Source organism: Geodermatophilus sp. SYSU D01105, assembly GCF_054050095.1.
Genome location: NZ_JBJGYR010000008.1, coordinates 32,136 through 46,840, shown reverse-complemented (window position 1 = coordinate 46,840; position 14,705 = coordinate 32,136). Strand labels below are relative to the sequence as shown.

The window sequence follows — 14,705 nt, the reverse complement described above, 5'->3', positions numbered from 1 at the left end:
GGGACCGATTCCCTTGCTCTTCGAGATCGAGCGGACGACGGTCCTCGGGCGACCGGCGCTGAGAGTACGCGGAGAGCTCGACATCGCGACCTCGCCACAGCTGGCCGAGGCCGTCGACGCCGTGCTGGCCACCGAGCCCCGCTCGATGGTGGTGGACCTGACCGACACCACGTTCCTGGACTCCTCCGGCGCCCGCCAGCTGGCCTGGTGCGCGCGGCGGGCGACCCGCAGCGGGGTGCGGCTGCAGGTGGTCTGCCCCCGCGACAACCGACCGGTCCGGCTGGTCGTCGACCTGCTGGAGCTCCAGGCGCTCGTGCCGATCGTCGAGGCGGCCAGCCTGACCGAGGGGGAGGTCGGCCCGTAGGGTCGCGGTGGTGAGTACACCGCCCGATGACAGCCGCGGGAGCATCGCAGCGAGGAACGAGCGAGGAGCGGATCGCGGCGCGGAGTCGGGCCAGGGTGCGCCGCCCACGACGGTCAGCGACGAGGCGCTCGCCCGCTGCGCCGACGAGCCGATCGCCGTCCCCCGGGCGATCCAGCCGCACGGTGTCCTGCTCGCCGTCACCGAGCCCGACCTCCGGGTGGTGGTCGCCTCGGCCGACGCCGCCGAGCTGCTGGGGACCGAGCCGGCGTCCCTCGCCGATGTGCTCGCGCCGGCCGACCTGGACCGGCTGCGCGACGGGCTGGCCGACGACCTCGCCCTGCTCAACCCCCTGCGGGTGACCGTGGCCGGCGGCGAGGTGGACCTCGTCGTGCACCGCACCGAGGGGCTGCTGGTCACCGAGTGGGAGCCGCTGACCGGTGCCGAGCAGGCCGGCGCCGCCTGGCACCGCCGGCTGCCCACCGTGCTGCAGCGGCTCTCGGCCGCGGCCACGCTGGAGGAGCTCACCGCGACCCTCGCCCGCGACGTCCGGGCGCTCACCGGGTTCGACCGCGTGATGGTCTACCGCTTCGACCCGGAGTGGAACGGCGAGGTGGTCGCCGAGGACCGCCGGGAGGACCTCGAGCCCTTCCTCGGTCTGCGCTACCCGGCCAGCGACATCCCGGCCCAGGCGCGCGCCCTCTACGCGACCAACTGGCTGCGGCTGATCCCCGACGCCACCTACCGCCCGGTGCCGCTGCACCCGGCGGTCAACCCGCTCACCGGCCGGCCCCTGGACCTCTCGGGCGCGGTGCTGCGCAGCGTCTCGCCGGTGCACCTGGAGTACCTGGCGAACATGGGCGTGGTCTCCTCCATGTCGGTCTCGCTCGTCGACCGCGGCCGGCTGTGGGGCCTGGTCTCCTGCCACCACTACTCCGGCCCGCACCGCCCCTCGTACGCCGACCGGGTGGCCGCCGAGTTCCTCGGCCGGACGGCGTCCCTGCTGCTGCACACCACCGTCGAGGCCGCCGAGCGGGGGGACGCCGTCGGCGTGGCGCAGCGGCAGGCACAGCTGGTGGCCGCGCTCGGCCGCACCCCGCGGACGCCCGCGCGGGCGCTCACCGAGGGCAGCCCGAGCGTGCTGGACCTGGTGCCCGCCTCCGGCGCCGCGGTGCGGTTGGACGGCCGGCTGCACCTGCTCGGCAGCACCCCTCCGGCGCAGCGGGTGCCCGGACTGGTGGCCGGGCTGCTGGACACCGGACGCCCGGCGACCGACGCACTGCGCCGGGTGGTCCCCGCCGCGGCCGACGTCGCGGACACCGCCAGCGGGCTGCTCGCCGTCGAGGTCGGCAGCGGGAGCGGGGACTTCCTCGCCTGGTTCCGGCCCGAGACGCCGCGCGAGGTGACCTGGGGCGGCAACCCGCACACCCCGAAGACCGTGCCGACCGACGCCGGCCCGCGCCTGTCCCCGCGCCGCTCCTTCGCCGCGTGGCGCGAGACCGTCCGCGGGACGGCGACCCCGTGGCGGGAGCACGAGGTCGCCGCCGCGCAGGCGCTGGCCGCCCACGTCACCGAGTCCGCGCTGCAGCGGGCCGGCGAGGACAACCGGCTCGCCGCGGCGCTGCAGCGCACCCTCCTGCTCGAGGAGCTGCCCAAGGTCCCGGGCCTGGCGCTGGCCGCTCGCTACCGCCCCAGCGCTGCCGACGTCGTGGGCGGGGACTGGTACGACCTGGTCCCGCTGCCCAGCGGCCGGGTGTCGATCGTGCTGGGCGACGTCGCCGGGCACGGGCTGGCCGCCGCGGCGATCACCGCCCAGCTGCGGCACGCCCTGCGCGCGCACCTGCTCCGCGACCTCGGTCCGGCCGCGGCGCTGCGGGGGCTCAACGAGGTGATCGCCGCGCTGCTGCCCGGCGAGCTCGCGACCGCCGTCGTCGTCGAGCTGGACCCGCGAACCGGGGCGGTGGGGCTGGCCAACGCCGGGCACCTGCCGGTGGTGCACGCCACGGCCGGCGGGGTGGGCCTGCTGGCCGGCCGGCACGGCCCCGCGCTGGGGCTGCTCGACGACGCCGAGTACCCCGAGACCCGGCTGCGGCTGGCCGGCGAGGACCGGGTGCTGCTGTTCAGCGACGGCCTGGTGGAGCGCCGCGACGTCCCGCTCGAGGAGCGGTTGGGCGCGCTGTGCAGCGCGGTGGCCGCCGGCCGCGACCCGGAGAGGCTGCTGGACGACGTCCTCGCTGTGCTGGACCCGCCGGACACCGACGACGTCACCCTGGTCGGCCTCGGCCGCACCTGAGGGCGGCGCGGCCGGACGCCGGTCCTACTCGGCCCGGTCGTCGCCGTGCCGGCGGTGTCCGACCGGCGGCTGCCGGCGGGCGATCCCGTCCAGCCGCTGGGTCAGGTCGGCCTGGGTGTCCTCGTCGTCGGCCGCATGCCGCCCGAGGGTGGGCATCCGGAACTCTGCGGTCTCGTCGAGCAGGTGTCGGGCCACGATGATGTCCTTCCGCGCGTGGTCGACCCCGAGCGTAGAAGCCGGGCCCGGTGCCCCCGGGGTGGCAGGGACGGGTGTGACCGCTGGGTCAGCCGGAGCCGAACAGGACAGCGTTCGTGCCCTGCCCCCGCCCTCGGCCGGGTCGGGTGGGCAGAGGTCCTGGCGTGCTCGTGCTCCGCGGGCCCACGGCACGCAGAGCACGAGTTCCCGGGGAGGTGAGGTCGACCGGGGAGGGGTCGGTCCCAGCGTGCTCGTGCTCTGCATGCCCACGGCAGGCAGAGCACGAGCACCCGCCGGGGTACCGGGTCGGTCGGGACGACGCCGGCGCCAGCGCCGGCCGGGAGCCGCTGGTCGGTCGGGAGGGCGGGTCCGGTGGGGTACCTGCTCAGTCGGGACGGCGGCGGCGCCGGCGGGGCATGTCGTCGTCGGCGCCGCGGCTGCGGGCGAAGGACTCCGCGAGGTCGGCCGGCCAGCCGTCGTCCACCAGCAGCAGGGCCAGCTGCCGGGCGAGGATGCCGTCGACGTCCGCGGCCGGCAGTTCGGAACCGAAGACGACCTCCCGCAGCGCCCAGCCGTTGCCCGCGGTGCCGCCGGTGGCCACCGCGGCGGCGAGCCTCTCGACGCCGGGGACGTCCATCCGCAGCGCGGCCCAGCGCAGCACCGGCGGCAGTCCCGACTGCGGAACGGCCCCCTCCAGCCGGGCCAGCCAGCCGACGTCGGCCAGCAGCAGGTGCCCGAACAGCGTCCTCTGCGGCTCCTCCCACGGGACGCCGGCCCGCCGCCACTGCGCGGCGAGCGCGTCGCCGACCACGCGCCGGCGGGTCGCGAGCAGCGCCAGCTCCCAGGCGTCGTCGGTCAGCTCCAGCAGCGGCAGCGCGATGCCGAGGCTCAGCGCCTGCTCGACGAGCAGGCCCGCCGCCCGGTCCAGGGTGGTGATCCGCCGGCCGCGGGCGACCTCGGCGGCCAGGGCGGCGCACAGGTCGCCCTGGGTGAGCCCGGCGATCTCCACCGCCTGCTCGGCGGGGCCCTCGGCGCCGTCGAACACCTCGTCGAGCAGGGCGGTCAGCACACCGCCGCGCACCCGCTCGGCGGCGACCGGCGACTGCCCGACCGCCGTCCGCAGGGACGCGGCCACGGTCCGGTCGCTGCCGGCCAGCTCCAGCGCGGCGGCGGCGTTGCGCCCGCGGGCCAGCCACCGCGGGCCGGCCTCGGAGTCGAGCACGCACGCCACCTGCTCGCCGGTCAGCTCGGGGGCGTCCTGCTCGGCCCAGGCGTCGGCGAACAGCCACGCGTCCAGCCGGCGCAGGTCGCCGACCGGGTCCGGTGCCAGCTCTCCCTTGCTCGCCGCCTCGAGCAGGGTGCGGGCCCGCTCGGTGTCGGCCGCGCGCGCCGCCGACCGCGGCAGGGCGTCGGAGAGCTCCACGCGCACCGGGGCGGTGTCGCCGTCGTCCGCCCGCGGGCCGGCCGTCAGCGAGACCCCAGCCGTCAGCGCCCGCGGCAGGACGTCGAACAGGACGTCGGCGACCTCCCGGCCCGACGGCGTCCGGCGCGGCAGCGGACAGACGCCCTCGCCGGCGGCGAGCACCGCGAGCAGCCGGGCCAGGCTCGGGGTGAGGGCGTCGACCTCGTCGGTGGTCAGCACCGGCACGGTGCGGTCGGCCGCCGGCACCCGCAGCGGCGGCAGCTCGTCGGTCGGGGTGGCGCCCTCGGGCAGCCCGTCGAGGAACCGCCCGGCCCGGCGCAGCGCCAGCAGCTCGCGGACGCCCAGCCGGGCGCCGTCGTCCCAGAGCAGGTGCACCAGGTAGTTGCCGGGGCGGCCGAAGCCGTCGGCGCTCGCGGCGACCGTGCGGTGCAGCAGCCGGCCGCCGGGACGGTGCACCAGCCCGAAGGTCTCGGTGGCGTCGGGGGTGAACCCGATCAGCGCGCCGAGCGCCTTGCGGGTGCGGCCCACCTCGGCCGGCCAGTCCGCCGAGTGCGCGAAGACGCCGAAGCCCGGGCCCTCCAGCGTCCGGGGGGCCGAGGTGTAGATCGCCTGCGCGCAGGTCCGGCCGCTCATCCGGACCACTCGCGGTACGGCGCCGAGCCGGCCTCCTCCGGGTCGAGGCCCTCCTCGGAGAGGAAGCCGTGGCGGGCCAGGAGGACCAGCAGCGGGTCCAGGCAGCCGACCGGGGCGATCTCCGGGTAGCCGCCGTCCTTGGCGTCCGCGCCGGTGGCCGACACCGCGTGCACGGTCGGCCGCGGCAGCCGGTTGAGCACCGCGGTGAGCAGGTTGGAGCCGCCGCTGAGCTCGAGGAAGTCGACCAGCCGGGAGCTGGTGTCCCGCACCTCGCCGAACCAGTGCGCGAGCGGCCGCGCGGCCAGGTCGGTGTCGCGCAGGGTGTCGGTGGGGAAGTCGGGGAGGCCGCGCAGCTTGTCCGCCTTGGTGAGCACCACGGCTGCCGAGACGCCGGTCAGCGGGCTGTCCTGGTGCAGGTTGCGCGCGCTGCGCAGCAGGTTGGCCAGGTTGACGACCATCTGCGTGTGCCGGGCCAGGCCCATCGACTCCTCGCCCGGGTCGGCCAGGTGGCGCAGCCGGGGGAAGACGCCGGGGGAGAGCAGCACCAGCACCGAGGACGCCGCGTAGAGGAACTTCCCGTACTGGCCCATGTCCTCGGCGCGGTAGAGCTGCTCGCCCGAGGCGTCGAAGAAAACCAGGTTCACCGCCCGCTCCGCGCCGCTGCGGCCGGTGCCGCGCAGGACCAGCATGAACGGCTCCGGTGAGCTGCCCTCGCCGAGGAGCGGCAGGGTCAGCGGCAGCTGCCGGCGCTGCACCATCAGCCGGTAGCGGTAGTCGTCGAACCGGGCGGCGCTCTCCTCGTCCATCTCCACCGAGATGCCGAGCGGCGCCAGGGCCCCCTCGTGCAGCAGGTCGATGAGCACGGTCAGGTAGGTGCTCTTCGACGCGCCGGTCAGCCCGACAAGGCCGACGACGATCGTGGGCCGGTCGAGGTAGTCCGGCGGCAGCCGGTGCCCCCGCGGGCAGGTGGGGCTGACGTTGGCCGCGGCCGCGCCGGCGGCGTCCTTGGGGGTGGGCGGCGGCACCGGGTCGGCGCGCAGCGGTTCGAGGAACCGCTGCCACCGGGTGCGGCGCTCGACCGGCGGCCGGTGCGCGACCCCGTGGGCGTCCCGCCACACGGGCGTGGACAGGGGCTCGAGGCAGCGGGGGCAGACCCGGCGCTTCACCGCCATCAGCGGACGAAGACGACGAAGAAGACGACGGCGACCGCGCAGAACACCGCCAGCAGCACCCGCTGCCGCTCGCGGTAGCGGTGCCGCCGCGCGTCGAGGCGCTGCTGGGCCAGGGCCCGCTCGTACAGTCCGGACACGGTCGGGGAGACCTCCTTGCGCTAGAAGACCAGGTGGTAGGCGACGGCGAGCACGAGGCCCGCGAGGATCCCGAGGACGACCGCCACCGCCATCGCCACGGCGAAGCCGGCCCAGGTGTCGGCGACCGCGCGTTCCAGCCGGCCCAGCTCGTAGCGCGCCGCCTCGACGACCGCCCCCACCGACTGCAGGTCGCGCATCGTCGTCCGCGGGTCGGCGATCTGCGAGGTCCCGCCCAGCCACCGGGTGTGCTGCTCGACCTGCTTGGCCAGCCTGGCCACCGACGGGCGCTTCTCGGGGGCGAACTTCAGCGCGGCGGAGACGCTGTCGAGCAGGTTGGGCGGCACGAGGGAGAGGTTGAGCCGGCCCGCGCGCAGCGCGAGGAAGTAGTCGGAGTCGGGCATGGTGTCGTCGGGGTCCACCGGGTGGACCGCGCCGGCGGCGTAGGCGATCACCATGCCCCAGCTGTAGACGTCGCTGGCCTCGGTGAGCACCGCGCCCTGCAGCTGCTCGGGGCTGGCGAACAGCTTGGTGCCCAGCGCGGCGATGCCGGTGGTCGAGGTGCCCGACGGCGGCTCCGGGCCGATGTAGCGGCTGATGCCGAAGTCGACGAGCCAGACGTCGGCGCCGGAGATGATGATGTTGCCCGGCTTCACGTCCCGGTGGACGACGCCCGCGGCGTGGACGTCCCGCAGCGCGCGGAGCAGGCCGATCGCGATCCGGCGCAGCTCCTCGGCGTTGAGCCCGGCCGAGCGGCGGGCCAGGAACTCGTCCAGCGGCGTGCCGGTCACGTACTCCTGCACGTAGTACGGCGCGTCGGCGGTGAGGTCCTGGTCGACGATGCGGGCCACCCGGGAGCTCTTCACCCGGGCGGCGTTCTCCACCTCCCGCGCCAGCCGCTTGCGGGCCAGCTCGGGCGCGGCCTCGGGCAGCCGCTTGATGACGACCAGCGGGCTGTCCGGCCCGGTCGAGCCGACGAAGACGTCCGCGCCCTGGCCGCCGCGGGGCAGCCGGCAGAGCAGCTCGTAGGGCCCGATGGAGGAGGGGTCGCCGGGCTCGAGCAGCTCGACCTGGCGGGTCCCGGCGAGGTCGGCGACGGCTCCGGTGGGGTCGAGTGCCTCGTCCACGTGCGGCGCCCTCCCTGTCGTCGGCAGGCGGACCCCGACCGTAGATCGCCAACCTGTGAACATCCATGGAGTTCCGCCCCACCCCGCACGGCCCCGGGATTCGCGGGTACAACCGAGTTGTTGCGGAAGCGAACGATCTCGGCCAGGTCAGGGGCGTTGATGAGCAGTGTCGGCACCGGCTCCCGGCCGGACACCGTCCGCACCTCGCACCGGGCCCCGCGGCGCGGTCCCTCGCCGTCGGTCGTCCTGGCCCTCGGGGCGGCCGGGCTGGCGGTGCTGCTCGTGCTCCTCGTGGTCGTCGTCGCCCGCGTCGGCGGGGACCCCGACACCGCGCCGGCCCCGACCGCGGAGGCGAGCCCGACACCGGTGGACACCTCCGACCTCACCGACCCGGCCAAGCGGGACGTGGCGATGCAGTTGATCTCCAGCGCGGAGAACTCGACGCTGGACTGGCGCGGCCAGTACGGCTACATCGAGTGGGACGTCGAGGGCGTCGCCGAGGAGAACCGCGGCTACACCGCCGGCCTCGTCGGCTTCTGCAGCGGCTGCGGCGACATGACCCGGCTCATCGAGTACTACACGTCGATCGCGCCCGGCAACCGGCTCGAGCAGTACCTGCCCGCGCTGCGCGTGCAGGAGGAGCTCGGCATGGGCGACGTGACCCGGGAGGGCCTCGGGTCGGCGTTCGTCGCCGACTGGCGGGCCGCCGCCCGCGACCCGCAGTTCCAGGCCGCGCAGGACCACGTGGTCGACCAGGCCTACTTCGACCCGGCGGTGCAGCAGGCGCTGGCCGACGGCGTGCACGCCCTGGGCCAGTTCGCCTACTTCGACGCCATGGTCGTGCACGGGCCCGGCGACGACCGGCTCAGCTTCGGCGGCATCCGCGCGGCCGCGCTGGCCGTGGCCAGCCCGCCGTCCCAGGGCGGCGACGAGACCGAGTGGCTCGAGGCCTTCCTGGACGCGCGGGTCGAGGCGATGCAGGCCGAGCGCGCGCACCGCGACACCAGCCGGGTGGACGACGCACAGCGGGTCTTCCTCGAGGAGGGCAACCTCCACCTCAACGTGCCGCTCCGCTGGTCGACCTACGGGGACGACTACCGCATCCCCTGACCCCGGCCGCGGTCAGACCACGGTGAGCAGCCCGGACTCCTGGCGGGTGAGCCGGCCGGCGTCGAGCACCCGGGTCAGCGCCGACTCCAGCAGCGGAGCCAGCGACGGCGTCCGGCGGCGGTAGCCGAAGACCTCCGCCGTCCGCAGGAACAGCTCGTCGGGGGTCATCCCCGCGCTCGCCCGGCACAGCGCGACCATGGCGTTGCCGACCTCCTCCGGCGCGACGTGCTCCAGCGGCCGGTCGGTGCTGGCGGCCTGGCGGCGGAAGGCCGACCAGGTGGCGCGGTCGGTCGCCTCGGGCCAGACGAACTCGCCGTCGAGGGCCCCCGGCGGCAGCAGCCCGAGCAGCGCGTCGCGGCGGGCCTCGCTGACGCGGGTGAGCCCGAAGGCGCTGCCGGCCAGGCGGGCCAGCCGGTCGCGGTGGATCGGCCCCTCGACCCGGATGCCGGCGCCCAGCACGCGCTTGACCGTGCGGGCCACGCGCGCGTCGGAGAGCTGGTCGAGCAGCTTGCGCTCCCCGGCGGTCTTGGGCACCCAGGGGACGAACGGGACCTCGCCCTCGAGCAGGGGCTCGGCCGGCACCTTCCTCAGCGCCCGGCGGGCGGGCCGGGCCGGTGCCGCCGCCGCGGCCGGGGCGGCGTCGGCTCCCGGAGCGGCCTCGGCTCCCGGGGCGGCCTCGGCTCCCGGGGCGGGCTCGGCGACCGGGGCGGGCCCGGCGACCGGCACGTCGATCACCGCGGGGGCCGCTGCGCGCAGCGGGGCGACGGACCGCACCTCGGAGGCCGGCGGCCCGGCGGGCGCGGGCACGACCACCGGCACCGAGACGTGCTCGGGCTCCGCGACGTCCTCGGGCTGCGCGACGGCGACCGAGGGAGGCGCGGCGGCCGGGGCGGGCGGCTCGGGAGCCGGGACGGCGGCGACGGCGGCGGCCAGGCGGTCGAGCACCGCCTCGCGGTCGCGCAGCCAGGTCGGCAGCCAGACCCGCTCGACGGCGGGCCAGCGCAGCATGCCGGACAGCACCTCCACCGGCAGGCCGTCGCGGTCGCCGACGGTCCGCCGCCGCGCCCACGCCGGCCCGTCCAGCAGCACGGCCATCACCGGCGCGTCGGGAGCGTCGGCCCGGGCGACCGAGAGGTCCACCCGGAACTCCGACAGGCCGACGTCGGTGTGCACCACCAGCCCGCGCTCGCGCAGCGCCGCCGCGATCTCCTCGCGGTGCCGGTCGGGGACGGCCACCGGGCGGGCGTCCCGAGGCAGCGCGTCGGTGCCGAGCGCGGCCAGGTCGAGGTAGGCGCGCAGGTGCTTCACGCCGACCGACGAGGTCTGCTCGGCGCGCAGCTGGGACGGGTCGAACGAGGTGAAGACGACGACCTGGCGGCGGGCGCGGGTGACCGCGACGTTGAGCCGCCGCTCGCCCCCGACCCGGTTGAGCGGGCCGAAGTTCAGCGGCAGGAAGCCGCGGTCGTTGACGCTGAACCCGGTGGAGAAGAGCACCACGTCGCGCTCGTCGCCCTGCACGTTCTCCAGGTTCTTGACGAACAGGCCCTCGCCGTCGGTGCGGTCCAGGGCCTCGACCAGCCGCTCGTCGCCGGCGTCGCGCAGCAGCCCCTCGATGTAGGCCCGCTGCTGCGCGTTGAACGTCACGACGCCGATCGAGGGGAGGACGTCCGGGGAGGCGTCGAACCGGCGGCGGATCTCCGCGACGACGGCCTTGGCCTCCATCGGGTTGGTGCGCAGCAGCCGCCCGGCGCCCGAGCGGTGGAAGGTGCCGTTGACCCGCACCAGCGAGATGCCGCGGCCGTCGACGTCCGCCGAGGGCCGGCCGTGGGTCGGCGCGGGGAACGAGGAGAGCCGGTTCTCGTAGTAGTTGGCGTTGCTGAACGCGATCAGCGACTCGTCCTGGCTGCGGTAGTGCCAGGACAGCCACTGCCGCGGCACCCGCGCCTGGACGCACTCGGAGAGGATCGACTCCTCGTCCTCCACCGCGGTGCCCAACAGCTCGATGGCGTCGTCCTCGGCCGAGCCGGACGACGGCTCCATGAACGACGTCGGCGGCATCTGCTTGCTGTCGCCGACGACGACCGCCGCCTTCGCCCGGCCCAGCGCCCCGACGGCGTCGGCCACCCGGATCTGCGAGGCCTCGTCGAAGACGACCAGGTCGAACAGGCCCGCCTCGGCCGGGAAGAACCGCGCCACCGAGTCGGGGCTGACCAGCACGCACGGCATGACCGCGGTGACCAGCTCGCCGTACTGCGCGAGCAGCCCGCGCACACCCAGCCGGCTGCGGGACTTGGCCAGCTCCCGCTGCAGCGCGCCGACCTGGCCGTTGCCGCTGGCGGCGTCGAAGGGCCGGGAGGCCAGCACCGAGCCCGGCAGCGCGGTCCGCAGGTGCTCGCGCACCGCCCGGGAGGCCGCGGTGAACCGGACGATGGCCTTCTCGTGGACGTCGGCGTCGAACCCGTCGAGGCCGGAGGCGCCGCGGCGCTCGTCCACCGAGGCCCGGGCCATCCCGTGCTCGAAGGCGCGGACCGCGTCGTCGGCGGGCAGCTCCCCGCGCACCAGCAGCGCGCGCGCCTCGTGCAGGCCGGCGGCGCGCAGCGGCTCGAGGGTGTCGATGAAGTCCGCCCAGCGGCGCAGCGACATCAGCCCGGTGTGCTCCACCCCGCGCTCGGGGCGGGTCATCTGCCAGCGCAGCACCAGCCCGTCGTCCCCGGCCCAGTCGGCCAGCCGCCGCTCGTCGCTGCTGCACACCCGCAGCAGCGCGGTGACCGCGGCGCGCAGCCGGGCGATCGCGGTGGCCGCGGCGGCGTCCGGGCCGGGGCCCTGGACGACCCAGCGGCGCAGCGCGACGGCGAACTCGCTGGCGCTGTCGGTGGCGGTGCCGGCCCGCTCCAGCCACTCGACCTGGCCGACCAGCAGCTCGGGCTCGGCCAGCGGGTTCCAGGTGGGCGGCACGGACAGGCCCGGGATGACCGAGGCGCGGGCGACGATGCCGGCGGCCGCGGTCTGCACCCGCCACAGCGCGGCGGTCAGCTCCGGGACGTCCTTGAGCTTGACCTTCACACCCGGCCGCAGGACGGGGGCCAGCTGGTCGCGGACGGCGCGCAGTCCCTTGCGGCGGGCCAGCCAGCGGCCGGCCTGCGCGGTCTGCGCGGCGACGTACAGATCGGCCAGCGGCAGCGCCAGCGCGGCCGGCGTGGCCAGCTCCATGCCCGGGTGGACGGCGGAGGAGAACGCGGCGACCTCACCGAGCACGGTCGTCGTCGCCACGGTCCACCGCTCGGTGGGCACCTCGTCGAGGACGTCCAGCGTCGTCCGCGGGCCGGAGAGGACGTGGGCGAGCGCGTCGAGGTCCGAGGGCGTGCGCACCTCGCGCAGCACCCGGGCCAGGTGCGGCTCGGCGGGCAGCTCGCGGATGGCCTGGTCGACGGCGGCCGCGGCCTGCTGCGCGGCGAGCAGGTCCACCCGCGCGGTGTCGACGAACGCCCAGGCGTGCCGCGGGGAGGGGCGCACCAGGTCGGCGATGTCGGGCAGCAGGGCCAGCGCCCGGCGCACCGCGGTCATCGTCTCGGCCGACGCGGCGGCCACGAACGGCGTCGGCAGCGGCAGCGCGGGGACGCCGTCGCGCACCGACAGCACCGCCGTCCGCGCCGAGTAGAACGACAGCCCGGCGGCGTTCTCGGCGTGCAGCCGGTCGGCGTAGCGGGCCAGGGTGCGGCGGGCGGAGCGGAGGTCCTCCCCGTCGGCGGCCAGGCCCTGCTCGTCGACGGCGACCGCGTGCTCGAGCGCGGCCTGGATCTGCGCCCGCACCACCGACGCCTTGCTGCCCTTGTCGTGGAGGTCCAGCGCGAACGGGCCCATGCCCACCGCGTCCAGCCGGCGCGCGACGACGTCCAGCGCCGCCCGCTTCTCGGCGACGAACAGCACCTTCTTGCCGTCGGCCACCGCGCGGGTGAGCAGGTTGGTGATCGTCTGCGACTTGCCGGTGCCGGGCGGGCCCTCGAGCACGAACGTGCGGCCGGCCGCGGCCTCGGCGACCGCGCGCAGCTGCGAGGCGTCGGCCGGCACCGGGCAGGAGGCGGCGAGCTCGTCGAGGTCGACCCGGCCGGCGGTGTCCGGCACCGGGTCGGCGAAGGGCTCGGTCGGCTCGTGCACCAGGTGGGCGACCAGCGGGTTGGCGGTGAAGTCGGCCCAGTGCTCGTCGAGGTCCTTCCACAGCCGGTACTTGGCGAACTGGAGGACGGCCAGGTCGGCGGTCGGCTCGACGCGGTGGGGGAGGGCGGCGTCGGCCAGCGCCTGGCGCATGGCCTGCAGGGCGCGGTCGAGGTCGATGCCCGCGCCGTCCTCGGCGGGTTCGATGAGGCCCGGCACGGTCAGCCCGTGCACCTGCCGCAGCTTCTCCAGCAGGCAGTAGTTGGGCGTGCTGCTGCCGGTCTCGTCGAGGGTGAGCTTGTACACGCCGTTGCGGCTGGTCGGGGTGAGCGTGACCGGGACCAGCACCAGGGGCGAGCGCAGCGGCCGGCCGTCGAGCTCCCAGACCAGGCTGCCCAGCGCCAGGTAGAGGTTGTTGGCGCCGGTCTCCTCCCGCACGGTCTTGGCCTTGTAGGCCAGGTTCCGCAGCCGGGGCAGGTAGCCGCCCTCGGTGACGTCGGCGTGCACGCCCTTCCGCTCGACCAGCAGCTCGGCGAGGGAGTCGGCGGGCAGCTCGGCCGCCGACCGCAGGCCGCGCTCGCGGTGGACGGCGGCGATCCGGTCGTTGGGCAGCAGCTGCACGGCCGTGCCGGTGTGCAGCAGGTTCTCCAGGGTCGCCAGCGAGTCGGCCGGGACGGCCAGGGGCAGGCCGGCGCGCTCGGTGTAGTTGATCAGCCGGTTGCGCAGGGAGAGGTCGAGCAGGCTGTTCTTCCACTGCTGCACCCGCGCGGGGATGTCACCGCGGCCCGGGGCCGACGGCACCGCCACCCGCTCGACCGGCGTGGCGGCGACGCTGTGCACCGCGGGCCGGTACTCGAAGACCTGCACCGCGCCGTCCAGGCCCCGCGTGCGGGCCGGCAGCGGCACGATGCCGTCGCGCCGGGCGCGGTGGACGTCGGTCACGCCGAGCACCCGGTCCAGGTCGCCGGCCAGCCAGGCGTCGTACGCGCTCCGGTGCAGGTCGGCCTCGGCCGCGCCCCGGCTGGTGAGCAGGGTGGTCTCGACCAGCCGGATGAGCCCGAGGTCGACCAGGTTGACCAGCGGCGCGACGTCGGTGGTCGCGGCGCTCTCCGCGCTGCGCTCCTCCCTCCAGTAGCCGAGGAAGGCGTGCCCCTCGGCCAGCCACAGCATCGGCCGGATGCCCGCCTGCTCCAGGGCGGCGGCGAGGACGACCACGGTGTCCAGGCAGGTGCCCACCCGCCCGTCGAGGACGTCGCCGGGGGTGCGCACCTTCTGGCCGACGTCGGCCCAGCTGGCCGGCGGCTCGCTGTAGCGGATCTCGCGGCGCCGCATCGCCTCGGTGACCGCGGCGACGATCTCGTCGACCCGCTCGGGGCCGGACTGGTAGCCCTGCACCGACCCGCTGCCGGTGCGCTCCTCCAGCAGGGCGCCGGCCTCGCCGATCAGCGTGGTGATCGTCGGGTGGTTGGGCAGGACGTGCGCGGCGAGCATCTCCAGCGCCAGCGGGACCGGCGCGGCCAGCCACTGGTTGGCGGCCAGCACCTGCACGGGGACGGCGGTCCCGCCGATGTCCTCGCCGTCGGCCAGGAGGTCGATCTCGATCGAGCCGGGGCGCTGCTCCTCGATCTGCAGCATCGCGGCGGGGTCCATGACCAGGCCGACGTCGCTGAGCACCGTCGTCTGGCCGGCGTCGAGGTCGACGAGCACCTCGACGGCGCTGCCGATCGGCCCCTCCGCGTCGCGGACGCCGAGCTTCACCGTGGCCGCGCGGACCGGCCCGCCGTGGTTGGTGAACGCCAGCCGGGAGACCACCGGGACCCAGTTGTGGGCCAGGGCGTAGCTGAGCACCGGGGTGGAGGTCGCCTGGATCGCCACGGCCGGCCGGGTGCTGGGATCGGTGGGCCGGAGGTCCGTGGTGCTCATGGCCTCCTGTCTACCGGCACGGACGGACCGGTCCGGTCAGGCGGCGGAGGCGTCTGGGGCGGGTGTGACGGGTGCTGCCCGTCTGACCACGGATCACCGCCGGGACACCTCCGGAGGGTCACGAAGCCGTCTCGGGGCGCCGATACGGGCCGGTTCCGATCGACCTCGGAACCCGGGTCGT

General features: G+C 76.1%; 9 protein-coding genes. 3 read left to right on the top strand and 6 right to left on the bottom strand.

What is annotated here, in order from left to right; genetic code table 11:
- Positions 1 to 13 precede the first annotated feature (13 nt).
- Together ACI79I_RS09290 and ACI79I_RS09285 are read left to right on the top strand one after the other, a co-directional pair.
- The gene (locus ACI79I_RS09290; protein ID WP_456944093.1) at positions 14 to 364 is read left to right on the top strand and encodes an STAS domain-containing protein; all 351 of its coding nucleotides are present in this window, start codon (positions 14 to 16) and stop codon (positions 362 to 364) included.
- Between the two features lie 10 nt (positions 365 to 374).
- A complete protein-coding gene (locus tag ACI79I_RS09285) occupies positions 375 to 2,654 on the top strand; it encodes a SpoIIE family protein phosphatase (RefSeq protein WP_456992031.1) in 2,280 nt (759 codons plus the stop codon).
- Between the two features lie 24 nt (positions 2,655 to 2,678).
- On the opposite strand, the gene ACI79I_RS09280 is transcribed toward ACI79I_RS09285, so the two are convergent.
- The 5 genes from ACI79I_RS09280 to ACI79I_RS09260 form a co-directional block, all read right to left on the bottom strand.
- Positions 2,679 to 2,849: a hypothetical protein gene (locus tag ACI79I_RS09280; protein WP_456992030.1), complete on the bottom strand. Its 171-nt coding sequence runs from the start codon at positions 2,847 to 2,849 to the stop codon at positions 2,679 to 2,681.
- Positions 2,850 to 3,234: 385 nt separating this feature from the next.
- Positions 3,235 to 4,905 (bottom strand): GAP1-N2 domain-containing protein, encoded by a 1,671-nt coding sequence (locus ACI79I_RS09275; RefSeq protein ID WP_456992029.1) that lies wholly within the window; start codon positions 4,903 to 4,905, stop codon positions 3,235 to 3,237.
- On the bottom strand, positions 4,902 to 6,077 hold the full coding sequence (locus ACI79I_RS09270) for a TRAFAC clade GTPase domain-containing protein (RefSeq protein ID WP_456992028.1): 1,176 nt from the start codon (positions 6,075 to 6,077) through the stop codon (positions 4,902 to 4,904). The genes ACI79I_RS09275 and ACI79I_RS09270 overlap by 4 nt, the downstream gene beginning before the upstream one ends.
- Entirely contained in the window at positions 6,077 to 6,214 is a 138-nt protein-coding gene (locus tag ACI79I_RS09265; RefSeq protein ID WP_456992027.1) for a hypothetical protein, read from the bottom strand. Before ACI79I_RS09265 ends, ACI79I_RS09270 begins: the two co-directional genes overlap by 1 nt.
- 21 nt (positions 6,215 to 6,235) lie before the next feature.
- Positions 6,236 to 7,339 (bottom strand): serine/threonine-protein kinase, encoded by a 1,104-nt coding sequence (locus tag ACI79I_RS09260; RefSeq protein WP_456992026.1) that lies wholly within the window; start codon positions 7,337 to 7,339, stop codon positions 6,236 to 6,238.
- Between the two features lie 159 nt (positions 7,340 to 7,498).
- Between ACI79I_RS09260 and ACI79I_RS09255 the strand changes: the two genes are divergently transcribed.
- The gene (locus tag ACI79I_RS09255; protein ID WP_456992025.1) at positions 7,499 to 8,449 is read left to right on the top strand and encodes a chitosanase; all 951 of its coding nucleotides are present in this window, start codon (positions 7,499 to 7,501) and stop codon (positions 8,447 to 8,449) included.
- A gap of 12 nt (positions 8,450 to 8,461) precedes the next feature.
- On the opposite strand, the gene ACI79I_RS09250 is transcribed toward ACI79I_RS09255, so the two are convergent.
- Positions 8,462 to 14,524 carry a DUF4011 domain-containing protein gene (locus tag ACI79I_RS09250; RefSeq protein WP_456992024.1) on the bottom strand — a complete coding sequence of 2,021 codons (6,063 nt, stop codon included), beginning with the start codon at positions 14,522 to 14,524 and terminating at the stop codon, positions 8,462 to 8,464.
- Between the last annotated feature and the right edge of the window lie 181 nt (positions 14,525 to 14,705).

Excerpts from the sequence above, each read along its gene's own strand:
- ACI79I_RS09275 (WP_456992029.1), bottom strand. The coding sequence starts at position 4,905 with ATGAGCGGCCGGACCTGCGCGCAGGCGATCTACACCTCGGCCCCCCGG.
- ACI79I_RS09270 (WP_456992028.1), bottom strand. The coding sequence starts at position 6,077 with ATGGCGGTGAAGCGCCGGGTCTGCCCCCGCTGCCTCGAGCCCCTGTCC.
- ACI79I_RS09255 (WP_456992025.1), top strand. The coding sequence starts at position 7,499 with ATGAGCAGTGTCGGCACCGGCTCCCGGCCGGACACCGTCCGCACCTCG.
- ACI79I_RS09250 (WP_456992024.1), bottom strand. The coding sequence starts at position 14,524 with ATGAGCACCACGGACCTCCGGCCCACCGATCCCAGCACCCGGCCGGCC.